Source organism: Ectobacillus soli (genome assembly GCF_042610425.1).
Lineage (GTDB): Bacteria > Bacillota > Bacilli > Bacillales > Bacillaceae_G > Ectobacillus.
This window is the reverse complement of record NZ_JBGJZM010000001.1, coordinates 2,027,061-2,045,983: the sequence shown is the minus strand read 5'-3', so window position 1 is coordinate 2,045,983 and position 18,923 is coordinate 2,027,061. Positions and strand designations below refer to the sequence as shown.

14 protein-coding genes and 1 pseudogene are annotated in these 18,923 nt (G+C 34.0%); 9 read left to right on the top strand and 6 right to left on the bottom strand.

The features are described 5' to 3' along the window. Positions 1 to 14: 14 nt before the first annotated feature. Positions 15 to 1,865 (bottom strand): sensor domain-containing diguanylate cyclase, encoded by a 1,851-nt coding sequence (locus ACAN53_RS10385; RefSeq protein ID WP_379969655.1) that lies wholly within the window; start codon positions 1,863 to 1,865, stop codon positions 15 to 17. Positions 1,866 to 2,140: 275 nt separating this feature from the next. After that, entirely contained in the window at positions 2,141 to 2,641 is a 501-nt protein-coding gene (locus tag ACAN53_RS10380; protein ID WP_379969653.1) for a GreA/GreB family elongation factor, read from the bottom strand. Positions 2,642 to 2,919: 278 nt separating this feature from the next. Between ACAN53_RS10380 and ACAN53_RS10375 the strand changes: the two genes are divergently transcribed. Then, entirely contained in the window at positions 2,920 to 4,659 is a 1,740-nt protein-coding gene (locus ACAN53_RS10375) for a CoA-disulfide reductase (RefSeq protein ID WP_379969651.1), read from the top strand. A 259-nt stretch (positions 4,660 to 4,918) separates the two neighbouring features. Further along, positions 4,919 to 5,113, top strand: a complete 195-nt coding sequence (locus tag ACAN53_RS10370) for a YgaP family membrane protein (protein WP_379969649.1) — start codon at positions 4,919 to 4,921, stop codon at positions 5,111 to 5,113. 257 nt (positions 5,114 to 5,370) lie between these two features. Here ACAN53_RS10370 and ACAN53_RS10365 read toward each other — a convergent pair whose 3' ends face one another. From ACAN53_RS10365 to ACAN53_RS10355, 3 genes and pseudogenes are all read right to left on the bottom strand, one after another. Further along, entirely contained in the window at positions 5,371 to 6,195 is an 825-nt protein-coding gene (locus ACAN53_RS10365; RefSeq protein WP_379969647.1) for a cupin domain-containing protein, read from the bottom strand. A 602-nt stretch (positions 6,196 to 6,797) separates the two neighbouring features. Continuing rightward, a pseudogene (locus ACAN53_RS10360) lies at positions 6,798 to 7,073 on the bottom strand (hypothetical protein); the annotation flags it as partial. A 169-nt stretch (positions 7,074 to 7,242) separates the two neighbouring features. Then, positions 7,243 to 8,127, bottom strand: a complete 885-nt coding sequence (locus ACAN53_RS10355; protein ID WP_379970305.1) for an SDR family oxidoreductase — start codon at positions 8,125 to 8,127, stop codon at positions 7,243 to 7,245. Positions 8,128 to 8,317: 190 nt separating this feature from the next. Here ACAN53_RS10355 and ACAN53_RS10350 point away from each other — a divergent pair, with 190 nt between their 5' ends. Continuing rightward, positions 8,318 to 8,956, top strand: coding sequence for a TetR/AcrR family transcriptional regulator (locus ACAN53_RS10350; RefSeq protein ID WP_379969645.1), 639 nt, complete (start codon positions 8,318 to 8,320; stop codon positions 8,954 to 8,956). A 169-nt stretch (positions 8,957 to 9,125) separates the two neighbouring features. On the opposite strand, the gene ACAN53_RS10345 is transcribed toward ACAN53_RS10350, so the two are convergent. After that, complete coding sequence (locus tag ACAN53_RS10345; RefSeq protein WP_379969643.1) at positions 9,126 to 9,260, bottom strand: hypothetical protein; 135 nt, start codon at positions 9,258 to 9,260, stop codon at positions 9,126 to 9,128. A 177-nt stretch (positions 9,261 to 9,437) separates the two neighbouring features. Between ACAN53_RS10345 and ACAN53_RS10340 the strand changes: the two genes are divergently transcribed. The 6 genes from ACAN53_RS10340 (at position 9,438) to ACAN53_RS10315 (ending at position 18,820) form a co-directional block, all read left to right on the top strand. Beyond that, positions 9,438 to 10,319 carry a DnaD domain-containing protein gene (locus ACAN53_RS10340; RefSeq protein WP_379969641.1) on the top strand — a complete coding sequence of 294 codons (882 nt, stop codon included), beginning with the start codon at positions 9,438 to 9,440 and terminating at the stop codon, positions 10,317 to 10,319. Next, on the top strand, positions 10,316 to 10,906 hold the full coding sequence (locus ACAN53_RS10335) for a DnaB-like helicase N-terminal domain-containing protein (RefSeq protein WP_379969639.1): 591 nt from the start codon (positions 10,316 to 10,318) through the stop codon (positions 10,904 to 10,906). The genes ACAN53_RS10340 and ACAN53_RS10335 overlap by 4 nt, the downstream gene beginning before the upstream one ends. 203 nt (positions 10,907 to 11,109) lie before the next feature. Continuing rightward, positions 11,110 to 12,666, top strand: a complete 1,557-nt coding sequence (locus ACAN53_RS10330) for a MutH/Sau3AI family endonuclease (RefSeq protein ID WP_379969637.1) — start codon at positions 11,110 to 11,112, stop codon at positions 12,664 to 12,666. 12 nt (positions 12,667 to 12,678) lie between these two features. Further along, a complete protein-coding gene (locus tag ACAN53_RS10325) occupies positions 12,679 to 15,069 on the top strand; it encodes a hypothetical protein (protein ID WP_379969635.1) in 2,391 nt (796 codons plus the stop codon). Next, positions 15,066 to 16,271 carry a hypothetical protein gene (locus ACAN53_RS10320; RefSeq protein ID WP_379969633.1) on the top strand — a complete coding sequence of 402 codons (1,206 nt, stop codon included), beginning with the start codon at positions 15,066 to 15,068 and terminating at the stop codon, positions 16,269 to 16,271. The genes ACAN53_RS10325 and ACAN53_RS10320 overlap by 4 nt, the downstream gene beginning before the upstream one ends. After that, the gene (locus ACAN53_RS10315) at positions 16,271 to 18,820 is read left to right on the top strand and encodes an SNF2-related protein (protein WP_379969631.1); all 2,550 of its coding nucleotides are present in this window, start codon (positions 16,271 to 16,273) and stop codon (positions 18,818 to 18,820) included. The genes ACAN53_RS10320 and ACAN53_RS10315 overlap by 1 nt, the downstream gene beginning before the upstream one ends. Positions 18,821 to 18,923: the final 103 nt, after the last annotated feature.

Genomic DNA, 18,923 nt, shown 5'->3' with positions numbered 1-18,923 from the left:
ATTTGGGATTATTGTTAAAAATTCTCGTTATATACTGTAACTCTGTTCTTTCCATTCTCTTTGCTATAATACAAAGCCTTATCGGCGAGTTCCAAAAGAGTCTTTTCGTTACCGATTGCGTCAGGATAAAGGGTAGACATTCCGATACTTAGAGTCACGATATGATGCATTAAAGATGCTTCGTGCGGTATGTTTAAATGGAATACATTCTGTCGTAATCGTTCGCCGATTTCTTTCGCTCTTTCTTCGTTTGTATCCCTCATCAGAATCACAAATTCTTCTCCGCCATATCTGGCAGGAATATCACTAGGCGAACAGCATTCTTTTATTTCTTTTGCGACACTTTGAATGCACAAATCCCCTGCGAGATGACCATAGTTATCATTATATTTTTTGAAAAAATCAATGTCGCAGATTAGTAGTGATATTGGTTTATTTTCACTTATATGTTTCTGCCATTCTTTTTGTAGCATTTCGTCAAAGTATCTCCGATTAAATAAAGAGGAAAGGCCGTCGATATTTGATAAATTTCGCAATTTCAGATTTGCTTCTTCTAACGCTACAGTTCTTTCCCGTACTTTTTTTTCTAAATGAATGGTTACATCTTGCTGGGCTTTCAGTGCTGTATCATTTGCCATCATTACTTGATTTTTCAACATATTAATTTTATCTGCTAGTGCAATAGATAAGAAGGCAATTTGCAACGTAAAGCCGATTTGCAAAGAATATTCTGTCATCACATTATAAGAAAGGAGTCCAAACTGTTTGAATAAATAAAGAAAAGATCCAAAAAAAACAGGGAAAAAGGAAATTAAATAGGTAATTGCAATACGTCTTTGTTTTTTGATTAAGCAGATTCCTGCCAATAAACCGGCTCCAAGTGAAGGAAAGTTAATGAAAGGTAGAATATGTCTGCTCAAAACAAAATCTAAGCTGACTGAAGCAAACATCCCAAAGACGTTTAAAATAATCATAAATACAATAACCATGTTCATTTTCGGTAAATATTTCTTCGTTTCTAAAAAATTCTTTAAAAAAAGGAAAAACCAAAATAACGTAAAGGTATCGAAAAACATGTAGCTTCTTGTTTCCCAAAAAGGGTGATTAGGCCAAAGATACATATACGCAGTGCCGTTAATTACCATAAAAAAGAGCAAGCAACTTAAAACTGTCATTATATAATACAAGTATATTCTTTCCTTCAAAGAGAAAAGGAGAAAGAGATTATAAACAATCATGATCAGGAAAATTCCATATGTAATACCTAAAAAATTAGCATCACTCGTAGATTTTTCGATAAAAGTCGTTTGATCCCAAATAGTTATTGGAAACCTCACAATTAAAGAGGTATTTCTAATGATTACTTTTTTCTGTTCATATGGTTGAAACTTGAGTTCATAGGCAATATTTCGATACTTTATACCATTTTGCGAAAAGGGATATTCAGTTCCTGCTTTTTTTATCTCATATGTTCCAGATGAGTTTTCAATATATAACTCAATATTTTCATTTCTTCCATCAATCTCATAAATCAGCGTCCGCGGGGCTGGGGAATCATTATAAATTTCAGCATAACCCCAATGAGCAGCCGAGGTTAGGCCGATGTTTGTTTTCTTTTCAACGAAATTCTCAGCCGAATGGTCCTTCATCATTCGAAGAACTTCATTCATATCCATATTTTTTTGGGAATCTTTTATGATCGTTAAGTAGGAAGAAAGCGGCAAACGAAGAGTATCTGGTTTTACATCCATTCTATTCTCAGCCTTTGCATACAGAGGAGTAATAAAGTTTAGTAAAATTGAGCTTATGATTATAATTAGCACGGAAGCCGGCTTCAAAGTCGTTTTTTTATTTTTCGAAATCACGTTGGTGTCCTTCCAATATATGATTATTAAAGTTTCTCTACCTGAATTTTATCATAAAATTTAAATTATCTTCATCGTTTGACAAAATAAATCCTAATCTGCCATTATTATCACTATCAGTTCATTACTATGATTCCTGCCTTTAATTTCTTGAACTAACGCACCCGCGAGTTCCAAAAGTGATAAAGGTTTTATAAAACTATTACTTATTTATGGTTTCTTTCATTCGAATTGTAGTGATAACTCCTGCTAGTAGAGATTTCAATAACTATCTTTTAACGAATCCCTACTTCGTCCCACCCGCTATACAACTTTAACACCTTACATTTCACTTTTCCTGAAGGAATGAATAAAATAGTTTCCTCGCCAATTTTTAAACCTATCAACTTCATCGCAACCGGTGTATCATAGAAAAGTTTGTTTTCTTCTATATTCGATTCACCGTACCCTACGATTTCATATATTTCTTCTTCCGTAAAATCTGTATACTCAAACGAACACTTAACGATAGAGCCAATATCAACTGTTTCCGTATTACGTTCATCAAATTGAATATACTCAGCTGTTGTATACGTATGTTGAATTTCGTGAATGCGTCTTTCTAATAAGTATTCATCTTGCTCTAATTTATGAAAATTAGGATTGGCTAACTTATCATCGCCACAAGCATGATAGGCAATATTTTTATCAATACGTACTTGCTTTAATTCTTGTTCAAGACTGGCTATTTGTTGAAAAATCAATTGTTTTCCCGTAGGTGTGATTTTAACTGGCATAAGACTCTCCTCATTAGTACATGTTCATTTCTAATAATCATACAATAAAATGCGATTGCTAGTTGCCGAATTTGGCTCTAACAGAAAATTTTTTGAACGTATTTATCTTTTTGGCTTCTATATAATACACCAGTACAAGTATGTGTATTATGTTATAACTTAATGACTATTGTGATGGATGAACTAAATTTATTACATATTATGTATGTCAGATAAAAAAACATCAAACTCTAGTAGAGGAAGGGATATAAATAAATGAATAAGTATAGGAGGGTACAATGAATAAAAAAGTATTAATAGTTGGCGGAGTTGCTGGTGGTGCTTCCGCTGCTGCAAGGCTTAGACGACTTGATGAGAAAGCTGAAATCATAATGTTTGAAAGAGACGAACATATTTCCTTCGCAAACTGCGGACTTCCTTATTACATTGGGGAAGTTATAAAGGACAGAGATAAACTTTTAGTACAAACTCCTGATGCGATGAAAGCCAGATTTAATATTGATGTTAGAATTTTTAGTGAGGTTACACATGTTGATACAAAGAATAAGAAAGTGACAGTTCAAAGCAAAAATAAGGGAACGTATGAAGAAGGCTATGATTATGTAATCCTTTCCCCTGGAACGAAAGCGTTAAAACCTCCCATTCCTGGTATTGATCATGATACCATTTTTACTTTAAGAAATATTGCCGATACGGATGCTATAAAGGCTTATGTTGATAAGAATGAAACAAAATCTGCCGTAGTAATTGGTGGTGGGTATATTGGGGTAGAGATGGCTGAAAATCTAAAAGAAAGGGGACTTGAAGTGGTGCTTTGCGAGGCTGCCCCTCATATCCTTGCCCCTTTTGATTCAGATATGGTTGTGATGGCTGAGAAAGAACTAACTGACCATGGAATCAAATTGCTCCTTCATGATGGTGTCAAAGCCTTTAACGAGTCAGGAAAACAAATACAAGTGGTATTAAATAGTGATACAAAACTTCATGCAGATATAGCTATATTAGCAATAGGAGTTGCACCTGATACTGCTTTTTTAAACGATTCAGGTTTGGAATTTGGACCAAGGGGTCATATTATCGTAAATGAAAACATGCAAACAAACATCGATGGGGTTTACGCTGTAGGAGATGCAATACAAGTAATGGACTTTATAACTAAGAGAGAAACAGCGATTCCACTTGCTGGTCCTGCCAATAAACAAGGAAGAATAGCGGCCGATAATATTTGCGCCATACATTCAACCTATAAGGGAACACAAGGTACATCTATTATTAAAGTTTTTAATATAGTTGCGGCAAGCACAGGAGCTAATGAACGAACACTACAAAGATTTACAATTCCTTACAAGGTTATTTATGTTCATCCCATGTCTCATGCTTCCTATTACCCTGATGCAAGACCTATGGCGCTAAAACTTATCTTTAATGAGGAAGGAAAGATTTTAGGCGCACAAGGTATAGGATACGAAGGAGTAGATAAAAGAATAGATGTTATCGCAACAACGATAAGATTAGGCGGAACGGTTGAAGATTTAACAGAACTAGAACTTTGTTATGCTCCCCCATTTTCATCTGCTAAAGATCCTGTAAATATGGCTGGTTTTGTTGCTCAAAACGTTTTAGCAAGAAGATCCCATATGGTCGCTTGGAAAGACATAGCTAATCATGACAAGGACGACTATACGCTCATAGATGTGAGAACCGAAGAAGAATTTAAAAGCGGTCATATAGATGGGGCAGTCAATATACCTGTAGATAGTCTGAGAGACAGAATACATGAGTTAGATCAAAATAAAACAATTATTGAGTATTGTCAAGTCGGTATAAGAGGGTATATTGCCGATCGAATATTATCTCAAAATGGCTTTCATGTCCTAAATGTGACTGGAGGGTATAAAACTTCATCTATTCTTTCTTTTAATCCTAAAATAGTAAGTAAAAGCGATGAAATGAATCTTGAAGAATATACCAAAGATATAACCATGGATCCCGATACACAAACTATAAAGAAAAGGTAATTGTTACAGTAGCTGCTTAACAGGCTGCTGTATTCATTACAGCAGCCTCACCTTATGGAGTGACAGAGAAAAAAGAAAATCCTGTTTAAATTAATAAAGCTGTAATATCGCCAGCCTTCCATGAATACTCTACTGGGATCTTTAATGAAAGATATATTTATTTGTAATCTTTTTACTAATAAAATATCTAGATTGCATACTTTGATTAGGAATGATTATAATATTAACCATCTTTAAAGTATTTTTTAGGAGGGATTAGATGAAATGTAATGTTGGGAAAACGGAGCAAGCAATAAGAATTGGGATTGGTACTGTTATTATCCTAGTTGGACTTTATTACAGAAGCTGGTGGGGAATAATAGGATTCGTGCCCATCATTACTGGTGCTACCCGCTATTGTCCAGCGAATGCCATCCTAGGAATTCAGAATTGCAAAGTTGAAAATAAACACTGAAGCATAGTTGTATCCCTTCATTGCGCTTATTATAGGCAATGATTTCATAAGCTGTTGAAATGAGCCTTAAAACCGAACCAAAAGTTATTCTTACCTTCGCTATTTTTCTTAATGGTCCAATTAGAATCCAATGGATCCTCTATTCGTAAGGTCTCTTGCTAATTGATACTAATAACCTTGATAATAGAACAAAAAGAAAAAGCGTGTTTTGAAAAAAATTTGATCAAAATACGTTTTTTATATTCTCTATTTCTATACTACATATTTTTGCTTTTCTGAAGAAGTTTGGATTCTCCAGTACGTTCCCATTCTTCTACTGTTTCATATGCTTTTTCAGGAGAATACCCTTTCCCTACAAGAACGCCCATTAGAATAAATTCTTGAAGAATATGTGTAGCATTTATTCCTCTTTTAACATCTTCTAATCCTTTAGTTACTAAATATTCCGTGTGCTGTATCCATTCATCTGGAGTCTTGCCAGAAATGACTGTATCTCCATTGCTATGACCGTGGTCTTCTACAGAAGCCAATGCAGCTGCTTTGGTAACGTGGACAGTACCAAATGGATGGTTAGGAGGAGCATATATCGAGTAAAGTTTTAGCGGAATATTACCTGTATTGGTTAGATTATGCCATGTTCCAGCAGGTATCATTATTGCAAAATCATCTTGGACATATTGTTTAAAGTTTAAGTTATCTTTACTCTTACCCATTTGAACAATCCCCTGGCCTTGTTCAATACGTAAGAATTGATCAACGTTAGGATGAATTTCTAAACCGATATCTTCGCCAACATTGAGACTCATCAAAGTAACTTGTAAATGTGGTCCTGTCCATAAAGCAGTACGATACGTATTATTTTGCTTCGCTGCTTCATTGATATTAACGGCTAATGATTTTGGACCATAATCTGTTAACAAAATACGTCCATCACCGTTTGAAGAGCGAAAAGAATTAAATCTGTTTGCATACTCTAGCTCATTAGAAAAAGACCAGTAATCAGACTGTCTTCCATAGTTATACATTGAACCATTGACATAATAAGGATATTGATATGGATACATATAAGGAACATAGTACATTTTTCTCAATCCTTTCACAGTTTATAAAATTATCCTATGCACTTGTTATGGGAATGTACTTAGATTCAAGGTGACTTATTGAAAGAAAGCGTTTTTAGCCTAAAACGGAGGAATGTTGTTGTTATTTGTATTTGTTGACGTAATCGAAGACGACGCAGTGCGATGATTGATATATATTTGTGTGAAAAGTTAGAGGGGGAAACCCTTTCCTTTTTTATGCCTACTTCAGTAAAATTCTTTTGGTGTGTTCCTTTTTTTTGTTGCGTCATGTTTCGACATGTGAATAGCAGGATTTGACGAAGGACTAACCAACAAGATCTAAATGTTTTCTGTTATGATAGTATTAGGTTGGATGGCACGCGTGGCTGTCAAAGGTATACAGCGTAGGTGGGGCTTGTACCAAGGAACAGGACTTATAGAGATAGGTCCTTTTTATTTTGTAAATAGATTATCTTAGAAAGCTATCCAGGATTATGGACAGGCTTTTGTTTTTAAAAGAGAGAACCTTATTTGTGCAAAAGTTGATCCATTAAAGAGGCAGATTGTGGAATAAGATATTTAAAGTAAATTGGTATCAGTAAAGAGTTTGTGAAATTTTTCGCTTAAAGTAACGGGGCAGGAATGGATAAATAAAAAAAGAAAACTCGCCAAAAATACCTGAGGCGAGTTTTGCTGTATTTTCCCCGATATGACCTATTAAAACAACTATCGTCCCGTGATATACGTAAGCAATCCACAGAAGTTCCATATCCTATTTCCTTTTTACCCTCTGCTAATCCTTTGAAAATTCCCTCTGCAAATGCATCTAATGGTCCTCCAGTCATATTCAGACCTGCGTCTAGATCAGTATTCACAGCTGGAGGAGCAAATTCCAACATTAATGAAATTTCTTTTAGAACTGCTTGTTTGGGATTTTTCATCATTTCAAGCTTCAGCTCAATGGTGTTGTCACCTTCAACCACCCAATCAATATATTGCTTAAATGAGTCTGAAGCCTATATAATCGGCAGAATCGAGCGACTTCTTCGTAACCCGGATCGGATATCTTCAGCTATTGAAGTAGTGCCCCTGTTCGAGGTCGGGGATTAAGGCGGGATGTATTGGCCGCCATCCCAAGCGATCCTGGGTTAGTGCGCTCGACGCCGGGTTGTCAGTCGACGCTGCGAAGGAAAGCCACCCGAAGTGAGCGTCTGCCTCCTCGCGGGAAATGCTGAGCACCGGTAGGTTCAAGTGTCTACCAATGACGCCAGCAATGTCTCGGAATGGTACACCTTCGTCGGCGACCCCGTGATAAATAGCTCCTGCTGCCCCCTTTTCAAGCGCCAGCCTGAAGAGACGTGCTGCATCAAGCCGATGTACCGCTGGCCAGTGGTTGCGTCCTTCACCCACATATGCCGAAATGCCTTTTTCATGCGCGATGCTGATAAGGGCCGGAACGAAACCATGATCACCCTGGCCATGTACAGACGGTGCGAGACGGACAACCGATGATCGCACCCCGCGACCAGCCAGCGCGATCGCCGCCTCCTCGGAGCGCCGGGGTGTAGACTGAATCGACGCGTCTTCTTCCGTTCCAAGTCTCCCCGGTGAAAGCATCAATGTTCCCGAGGTGACCACGAGTGGCTTCCCTGTGCCCTCGAGCGCCGTTCCAATCGCCTCGATCGCAAGACTGTCGCTCTCGGCAGCTGCCGCAAAGTCCAAGAAGTCGTGTTTGAAGGCCAGGTGAATGACCCCGTCCGCCTCGGAGGCTCCGCTTCGAAGGCTGTCGAGGTCGTCGAGGGAGCCGAGAAGCACGTCGGCACCGGCAGCCTCCAATGCTTCGGCAGCCTTGTTCGAGCGGGCAAGCCCAACGACCTGATGCCCGACATCAATGAGTTCACGGACAACGGCGGAACCGATGAAACCAGTCGCTCCTGTTACGAAAACACGCATATTTTTCATTTTTTTTCCTCCCTTGGATATTCAATTTAGGATGTTTCAATAACCATTATAAACCATTTATTTAACAAATTGAACTAAATTTATAAAAAAGGTTAAGTTATTAAATTTAATAAAAAGTGTTTGTTATGACGACTAATCCGATATAATATGATTTATGAGTACTAAAAGGAGGTTTCATTTCATGAGAAAACCCGTAAGCGTTGAACAATATATCGAGAAAATAAAGCCTGTTATAAGAAGAATCAAATTCAGCCAACTGAAAATTGACGATATCGCAAAATATATGGATATCAGCAAAGTGACACTCTATAAATACTTCTCATCCAAAGATGAAATCATCCAGAAGGTTGTAGATTATTACATTAATTATTTGCAAGGGGCAGACACCGTTGTCAAAGACGATTCCATCACTTATGTCGAGCGCTTTGAATTAACATTTTTACAATCTTTGATCTGTGTCACTTATATATCTGATTTGTTCTTAGAGGATCTCAAAGAATTTTATCCGTACCATTTTGAGAATCTTGCAGCTGCCCTACAAAATCGAAATAAAAATTTACAAACTTTTTTTGAATCTGGGATGAATCAGAAGGTTTTCAACAGATTGAATGCGGTACTGTTTATGGTTCAAGACGATGCTGTGCTGAGACGCTTCATGGAGCCATCATTTTCGATTCAGTATGATGTCACCTTAAAACAAGCGATTATGGATTTTTATAAAATGAAACAGTATCAATTGCTAGGACCCGACTATCTGGATAAGGTAGACATTTCTGATTTTGAAAACAGAATCGTAAAAATTTTACAAACGATTTCGTAATCATGTTCACTCTCAGGACTGCTCTTAATTAGGCAGTTGAAAGTTTGAGAAAATCAAACTTTCAACTGTTTATAATAAGAAGATTACGAAGTAAAAGATGAAGTGACTTACTGCGAAAAGCTAATTGAAGTGATTGAAAAGGAACCAAAAGTCGCACAAGTACCCTCTGTCAAAGAACGGTTAAATCTGTTAAAAGAAGTGGTCGAGGATTATCAAATTCATCTTTCTTATTCATCTGATGAGGATACACGAAAAGGTCATAAAACGGCTCATAAAATTTTAATAGACTTCGAACCCCCTCCATACCCCCTTGCAACCCCCTTCCAAGTAATAAATCAGTACAATACAAAATAAAAACAAGCACATAATCATTTTCGCATCGTTAAAAAATTCGCAAAAAAATTCCCACTTTCTTTCGTTTTGTCTTTATTTGTAAAGTAGAGGGACCATTTTGAGTCTACTTAGGATGGGAGGAAGGAAGATGGCGGTATACCGGCTTGTGCAGGTGAATTTTTGGCAAGATGCTTTTGTATTGGAATTGACTCCGGAAGAGAGATATTTTTATCTATATTTACTGACATGTACGAAAACGACGCAGTGCGGAATTTTTCCCTTGCCAAAACGGTTGGCGGAGATGGAGACGGGATATAACCGAGAAACGGTGGACAAGCTGCTTCAGCGTTTTATTGAGTATGGAAAAGTGCTGTATGATTCGGAAACAAAGGAAATCTATATGCCGAACTGGTTACGATACAACCCAATTACAAACACAAATGTGGAAAAGTGTGTGCTTCGCGAGTTGAAAAGTGTGAAAAGCAAGACGTTCTTACATATGTTTTTAGAAAAATGTATAGAAGAGGAGTTAAGCATACCGTTACTTCTTGCCCATTTTGGCAGTACGAATGAAAAAGTACCGGAAGCCTCTGAACTGGCGGACGATGCCGAGATAAATAGTGCAGAAACCAATGTAGAAACAAACGAAAATCCAGCGGGCAACGTCTTTACGTTTTATGAACAACATTTTAGCAGTATATCACCTTATGCAGCGCAGGAGCTAAGTGCGTGGATCGATGACCTATCGGAGGAGCTTGTATTAAAAGCCCTTCAAATTGCCTTTGAAAATAACAAACGATCGCTTGCGTACGTAAAAGGAATATTACGAGATTGGCATGCAAAGGGGTATCAGAGAGTAAGTGATACAGAGGAGGATCAGGAAAAATTTCGAACGAAGAAACAGGTTTCAGCCTTATACATAGAAAATACAACGGAGCAACTACTGGAGAAACAAGAACAGTGGAAGAAGCATGCCCTATCGGATGAAGAGCTGCGTGAATTTCTGAAGGAACAGGGTATAGAGCAATGAGTATTCAGAGCATAGAGGCGGAGCAATCGGTGCTAGGTTCCATTATGCTTGAGGACGATTTGCTAAAGGAGTGTCGCTTAACGGAGGAGCACTTTACTTCCGCTGTTCACCAAGCAATTTTCCGGATGATGAAACAGATGGAAGAAGAAGGGGGACCCGTTGACCTTGTTACGCTTAGTGAAAAAATGGGGCCATCCTTTTTAGAACAAATCGGCGGCATTTCGTTTCTTGTCAGCATGATTGAAAGCGTCCCAACGACCGCAAATTTTTTTCATTATGAGAAAATGGTGCGAAGCGCTTGGAAAATGCGAAAGGCAGCTCGCATCGCCCATCATATGTATGAACAACTTCACAGCTTAAAAGATGAAAAAATAATCGGATCAGGCATTACGAAACTAAGTGAGCTGGAAGAGGACGGCTGTACGGAGGAAGTAGAATTTAGCGATGCGATCATCCAAGTGTTTGAAAGCTTTCAAGAGGACATCGGTGAACTTAGCGGAATCGATACAGGATTTTACATGAAAATTTTAGGAATCAGCTTGAAAAAACAAAATATACATGAAAACCTATGTGATAAGTTTTTGTGAAAAATGAATAAAGACATCTAAAAAGTAGCTCTTCTATGATTATGCCTAAGTGTTTGTAGCGGGGAGAAAGGGGATAATTATCTCCTTTCTTCCCGCTTTAGTACCAATTGAGCTATCTTTTAATTAGAATATAGTTATGTTAGAATTAATTTATATGATAATACTGAACAAAATAATAAACATTTGTATATACAGGTGATTATATGACATTAGATTTAAAAGAAATTGAATCTGTAATAAGAAATTCAATAAGTGATTTGATAGGTCTATCTTTTGAAGACATAGCGTACAAAGTGGGAATAAATCCAGAACTTATTTCTACAAAGCTATCTATTGTTACTCTAGTAAATAAAATGTTACATTACAAAAATTTCGATAAAAAACAACTAGCTGAAGATTTAAAACCATTGCAACTCTCAATCAAAACCATTAGATTACAAGTAAATGGTAAACCTAAAGAATCTATGTCTTTTGATCAAATAAAATTTATCAATCTTGTAGATGAAGAATGGCAAAATAGCTATTTAAGAAGAAAATTTGATACCACAATTTTTTTATTTGTAGTTTTTCAATATAAACAAATTCATGAATCTATTGTTTTATATTTTAAAGGGATAAAAATTTGGAAAATGCCTCAACAAACACTGGACTGTGAAGTCCAAAAAATGTGGGCTGATACGAAAAGAATTGTTACTAATGGTATAGAATTTACTGAAAGACTTGTTGGTAACAGAGTTACTATTCAAAATAATCTACCTTGTATTAGTGACAATCCAGTCGCTCATATACGTCCTAAAGCCAAAGATAGTAATGATACTATAGAATTACCAGATGGACAATTTATTACAAAACAAGCTTATTGGCTAAATAGTAGTTATATTGGGGAAATATTACATGATCTTTCTGCAATTAATAGAAGGAGTGTTTCAACAACTATCAATGAACAAAGATTTTCAAGTAATGAACTAATTATATTAGAATCTTTATTAGACAGATTAATTTATACAATAGAAGAATTTTTTACATTAGTAAAGAAAGTCCTACTTACTTTTACAACTTTTGATATTAATAATAATTTATTAAAAACTATAGGATATAAAATTGATACACATTTTATTATTTCTAACTCACTAAAAGATGCCAATGAATATTTTGAAAATATAATCTTTAAAAATGATTACTTTGAGGTTCCTGAAAATCCGTTATTTCAAACTCCTTTTGTTAGAAGAAAGATAGATAATTTCGAAAACGCTTATAAACTATTAAAAATAGAAGAAAATATGTTCATTACGGACACCTGTCTTAAGAGGGCTAATGTGACTAAAGATAAATTAGTATCTTATAAATGTGCAGTTGAACAAAGTGTTAAATCTTATACTTTCTTTACACTTAAATCATTAAGAGAAAATGGATTTTATCATGATTTAGAAGATTGCGGATTTGACAATATATTTTATGAAAGTATTTTAAAACGCCCAGGGCGTTTAAAATATTTAAAACTAGCAAAAAATATAATAATATTTATAAAAACAAAATCTGAGGTTTCAAATACTACCTTTTTTGAATATTTAATATCAAAAAATGAGCCATATATTAGTATTGATGATTTTGTGGCGAAAATTAAAACTAAATGGCAAATTAATTTAAGTTATGAGAATGCTATTAATTTTGCAAAATCATCTGATTTATACTATGCTAAAGAACTTCAAAAAATTTTTCATACTAAAGAAATGTATTATCAATATGTTTATAATTCGTAGGAAGTGATGGTTATGTATGACCTTTATATGCTGTATAATCATGGAATCTCATTGAATCAAATTAGAAACTTAGTAAATCAAGAAATTACGATTAAAGACTTTCTATCTCATGCTGAAAAAGTACATCCCATGATTAATAAAAAGCCTAAACTATATTATGACATCATGAAAATTTTAGATGATGCTAATTTCAATTACGAAAAAGAATGTGTAGCTCAACTAGCACATGTAGGTCTTTCCCCAAACATTATAGACAACTTAATCAACTTAAATATTGCCTATTCAGACATACCTAATTTGACGCTCGAAGTATTTAATGAGAAGAATGGTGCAAATAAACAGTCTACTTTTAACAAAATACAAGCTGCTTACAATACATTCGAATTAAAAAAAGGTAATGTACCATATAATCTGGTCAAACAAAATGTAGAAGACATTCTCTCCTCAATGTCATCCAAAGCCTCAACAACGTTTAATGAGATTCTAAAAGAAGTTCCATATACATTAGAAAATGACACATTAGATAAGATTATTAAAGAATTTCATGATAAAAAATATATAAAGTGTGATTCACAAGGCGTTATTATAAGACAATATCCTCATCTTGCAGAATATATGAAAAAAGATTTTGTAAATAAAGAGATTTTTATATCTTTCTTGAGTGGGGTATCTGCTACGGAATTAGCTGAGAATCATCAATATTCGAGACAAGGTATCTACAATATATTAAATCGTATATTAAATAATAATCCTACATTCGAAGAAGATATTAAATATTCAGCTGTTTTTGAAAAATTTAATATAAGCAATAGCCTGTTCTGTACTCTATACAACGAAGAAGGGTATGTGTACTTATACTTAGATTTAAAATATAAGCGAGGTAAAAAATCATTATTAGACGAAATTTTTAATAGTAGATTCAATGATGCACAGCGTAAGATTATCTTACGTCATTATAACTGCTTTATTGATAGAAAGGGTGATATTAAAGAATTATCAAAAAATAACATTTTTGAAGAAATAATTCCTTTCTATGCATTAAATGCCTTGAATGATTCAATGATATTAGATAAATTTAATGAATACATAATAAAGCGGAATCTTCCTTCTTCACTTCTTAGCGATGAGGTTTCTATTAGAGGGCTAAGTAATCGATGTCCAAATATTATTAGAGGTAACAGTAATGCCTATAGATATTATGATTTCGATATTATTACTCCTGGTATATTGTATACATTAAATTCTCTTCTACAGTTGGAACCTGGTATATATAGTATGAGAAAAATCTTTAAAGAAAATCAGGATTTAATGGAAGAAATTGATATTAGAACCGAATATGAGTTGCACAACTTATATAAATTACAGGTGCAAAAAGATGATGTAAATTATACTAGAATGCCAGAATTTTCGGTTGGCCATATAACTAAAAAGGACTTTCTTCTTCTCTTATTTAGAGAATATGCTCCTGTAGAACTTGATGAACTTTTAGAATTTGTAGAAGAGGTTTGGGGAATTCGTGCAGATTCTACAAGAAGCTTTATATTATCTCAGTTGCATAAATACATTGATGGGGACATGATTAAATTAGATTATAATTTACTTTCAAGTAACGACATTTTTAATCTATCCTTATTACTCAGGGAACCGCTATATACAGTGCAAGAAGTATTAAAAATAGGTAAATCTATTCGTACTGACTTTCCAGAAGATTTTATTAATAATATGAATTTATCTAAATTAGACTACACGTTACGAAGTAACTATATTTTAAAAAATGATTACAACAGCGTCGATCAATACTTTAGAAGTATGATTTTGTCGAAAGACTATTTTTACAACGAGCATCTTCCGATATATGGAACTCAGTCATTCGGTACAGTTGTATATGATTTAGAGAAGAACCATGACATATTCAAAGTAGAAAAAGATGTTTACATGACATATAATAAATTTTCACAAGCACAAATGAGTAAAGATGATATCACAAATTATAAGAACGCGATACTCACATTCGTTAATAGTACTGACTATTTTACTTTATACGCTCTCCAACAAAAAGGTTTTTCTCATTACCTTGAAGACTTAGGTTTTACAAATGATTTTTACAATCGATTAATTTGGACATTTGATGAGATAGGTACTATTCAAACTTCGGAAGGTTATATTTTTAGGATAACTAATGAAACAATATCACTTAAGAACTTTTTATTTGACTTAATACTGCAAATGCGAAAAATTGATATTTACGATTTTCTTGATACTATCCAAAATACATATGGCATTATATTAGAAAAATCAAAAGTGGTATACTTACTAAGAGACACTGACATATATTATTCTGAAGAATTATATAGATTTTATGCTGATAAAGAAGATTACTATGAGGAGGTTTATGATCAATGACAGAAATTGATTTATTGGGAATAATAGGGCAAGATATCCAAGAAACAAATGGGACACGTAAACTAACAATTAAGGGGAAAACAGAGAACTATAAAGTATATCGTATACCATTAACATACTTATACTACAATGAATTAAACGGGCGTATCGCTACAAATATTAGTAGACATACTGATGAACATGGTCAGTTGTCTCTAGACAATATTGAAAGCTATAATGAAACAATTCACGAATTTATTGTGAACTCTAATGCGGTAGCACTACGTAACACTAAAAATAATATAGATAAATTTGGTCAGAGAGTTGCTGGAGTCGTTTTAAAAAATGGACGAATTGTAGATGGAAATCGTCGCTTCACATGTCTACGTGAATTACATAAAGAGAGTGGTAAAGATTACTACTTTGAAGCTGTCATATTGGACACAGATAAGGGGATTTCGCAAAAGGATATAAAACGTTTAGAACTTAATTTACAACATGCAGAAGAAAAACCTGTTGACTATAATCCAATTGATAATTTAGTAGATGTTTATCGAGATTTGGTAGAAAATGAAACATTCACTGTAAAAGAATACGCGGCAAATACAAATAAAAAAGACAAAGAAGTTGAAAAGCTAAAAGCAGAAGCTATTTTGATGGTAGAATACCTTGAATTTATTAATGCTAAAGGAAAATTCTATATAGCGCGTGATTTAAATCTTGATGGGCCCTTACAAGAGATTATGACGATTTTAAAACGTACAAGTGATAATCAGAAAGAAGCTGTCAAGGATACACTATTCACTGCTATTTTTACATCGTCAGGTGGAGATTTAACTCGCCATATTCGTAGCATTGGTAAAGATATTCTTAAATCAAAAAGTGTAAATGAATTTTTGAATGAATACGAAGATATTGTAGAAAAGGTTCATGATACGATTCAAAGTACTCCTATTAATTCAATACAAGATCTTGCAAAAGCAAGCAAGGATCTTAGCGAAGTAAAAGAAGAAGGAAATAAGATTATTAACAAGAAACTTGAAGCTTCTCGAACAGAATCAGCACGTAACAAGCCAATAGATTTATTAAGTAATGCATTTGATTTACTTGACGCAATTGACTCTGTAGCACTTTCACACATGGATGATGAGAGCAAAAATGATTTTAAAGAAATCTTAGACAAGGTGCAATTCACTATTAAATTATTTGAAGAGAAAATGTAATGTATACGGAACTTTTCATTCACCCTAGCTATTATACGTCTGAATCCGATATAGCAAAAGATTTTTATAATCCTGTATTGTATCATACTATTTCATACGATAGGGTTAGTGGGTATTTTAGTGCAAAAGCTCTTGCTGCTTACGCGAAAGGATTACAAGGGCTAGTTCAAAATGGCGGTAAATTCCGCCTAATCATATCAAATCAAATTAGTGATGAAGATTTTAATCTGATTAAAGTTGGCTACGACTTACGAAAAAAATTACAAAATAATCTTCTAGGCAAGTTAAATGAAACTTTAAATCTAGAAGAGAAGGTACAATTCTATAATCTAGCATATCTTATTGCGAACAGCTATGTAGATATTAAAATAGGCTTTGTAAAAGAGGGATTGTTTCATTCAAAATTCGGTATTTGTACTGATGCAGAGAACAATATTATTTACTTTTCTGGTTCAAATAATGAAACTCAAGCCGCAATAGAACATAATTATGAGGCATTTGATGTAACAACGACATGGCTATCCTCCTCCTTTGATCAACAAAAGATACAAATTGCAATTAAGCAATTTGAGAAACTTTGGAATAATAAAGCTCAAGAGATGAATATTTACATCAAAGATATTGATGAAGTTATTAAGAAAGAAATTATTAAATATGACAAAGGAAGGATTATTGTGGACAAAGATATGCTAACAGAGGATGCTCTCATATTAACAATTGAGGAAAATCAATTGGTTATTCAGGATAATTTGAAAGGTTATCAAATCAATACAAATGATTTTTTCATTTCTAGAAAATTAAAACCGTACTATGAAGATGAGTATCCTAATTTCAAAGATAATCTTACATATATTGACATGCAAAAAATTATCTCAATACTCGAGAAGTATGCAACTAAAAAGCAATTTCAATTTATAGTGAGCCAAACATTATTAGATTATATTGATGATCATGCATACTGGATTGAAGAACGTTCAAAATACGCACTTCTTATTAAAAATCATGATAGTAGAATAATTACCGATTTTAAGAAATTTTCGGCTATTGTATCCAAAGAACTTCATAGGTCTTTAAGAGAACAACAAATGTGGAGCTCTTTTTATATGACGCAAATGAAAAAAGCTGCTAATTTTTCTGTACCTGGATCTGGTAAAACGTCAATGATTTATGGGGTATTTGCCTATTTGAACTCTAAAGAAATCAATACGGCTGACAAAATTATTATGATTGGACCCAAAAACGCCTTTCTATCTTGGAAACTTGAATTCAAAGAGAATTTTGGAGACCAAAAAGAGTTAAAGGTACTCGATATTCATGAAGAAGATGCTGCTGAAGTGCAACTGCGATTGAACGGAATGGGAAAGAATCTGATATTAGTTAACTATGAATCGTTACCTAAGTATGAAGCTGCACTTATTGATGTTATTGATGAACGCACAGTTTTAGTGTTTGATGAAATACATAAAATCAAAGGTTTAACGAGTAAGAGAGCACAATTTGCTAAACGAATTGCTGAGAAACCAATCTATAAATTTGCATTAACAGGAACACCTATCCCAAATTCTTATCAAGACATTTATAACTTTTTAAACATTTTATATATGGAAGAATATAAAATGTTTTTTGGCTTCGAACCAAATGAATTGAAAAAGCCTTCATTACAACTCGTAAAGAATATTAATGAAAAGCTCTATCCTTTCTTTTGGAGAACAACTAAAAAACAATTAAATGTACCAAAAGCAAATGAAGACCAACTTCTAAGATGCTCGACTACTTATGAAGAACATCAGATTATTGACTTACTATATCAAAAATATGGTCACTCGCCATTACATTTATATATACGACTAACACAAGCTTCTTCAAATCCAGAACTTTTACTTAAAGCAATTGATATAGTAGAAATATACGGTGAAGAAAGTAATGTTGATTGGTATGCAGAGTTTCAAAATGATGTCATTAGTTTCTCAGAAGAGGAAGTAAACATTATTCGAAAAGTAAAAGAAACAACGAAATATCATAAAGCGTTACATCTGGCCTATAATTTACATCAGCAACAAAAACAATGCATTATTTGGTGCATGTTTGTAAATACAATTGATAAAGTATATCGCGATTTAATTTCAAAAGGTGTTAAAGCTGCTGTAATCTATGGTGCTACACCTCAAGAAGAACGAAATCGAATTATTGAAAGCTTTAAAAAACAAGAAATAGACGTATTAATAACCAATCCACACACGCTGGCAGAATCTGTCTCATTACATAAGACCTGCCATGACGCAATTTATTTAGAGTATTCATTTAATCTCACTCACATGTTGCAATCTAGAGACCGAATTCATCGATTAGGTCTGCCAAACAACCAATATACTCAATACTATTACTTTATGTTAGATACAGAAGATCAAGTCCATAATACAATTGATGAAAAAGTCTATGTACGCTTAAAAGAAAAAGAACAACGTATGCTCGATGCTATAGAAGGAAAGGAACTGACCCCTGACCCAATTGAGGACATAGAAGATATTCTTTCATTATTTAAACTATAGCTAAAAAAGAATTTTGAATTTTTATGGAATCACTAACACAAAATTTATGCGCGATTTAAAGGTAACATTTGCAAAACAGATAGTTTTTTATCTGATTTCAAGA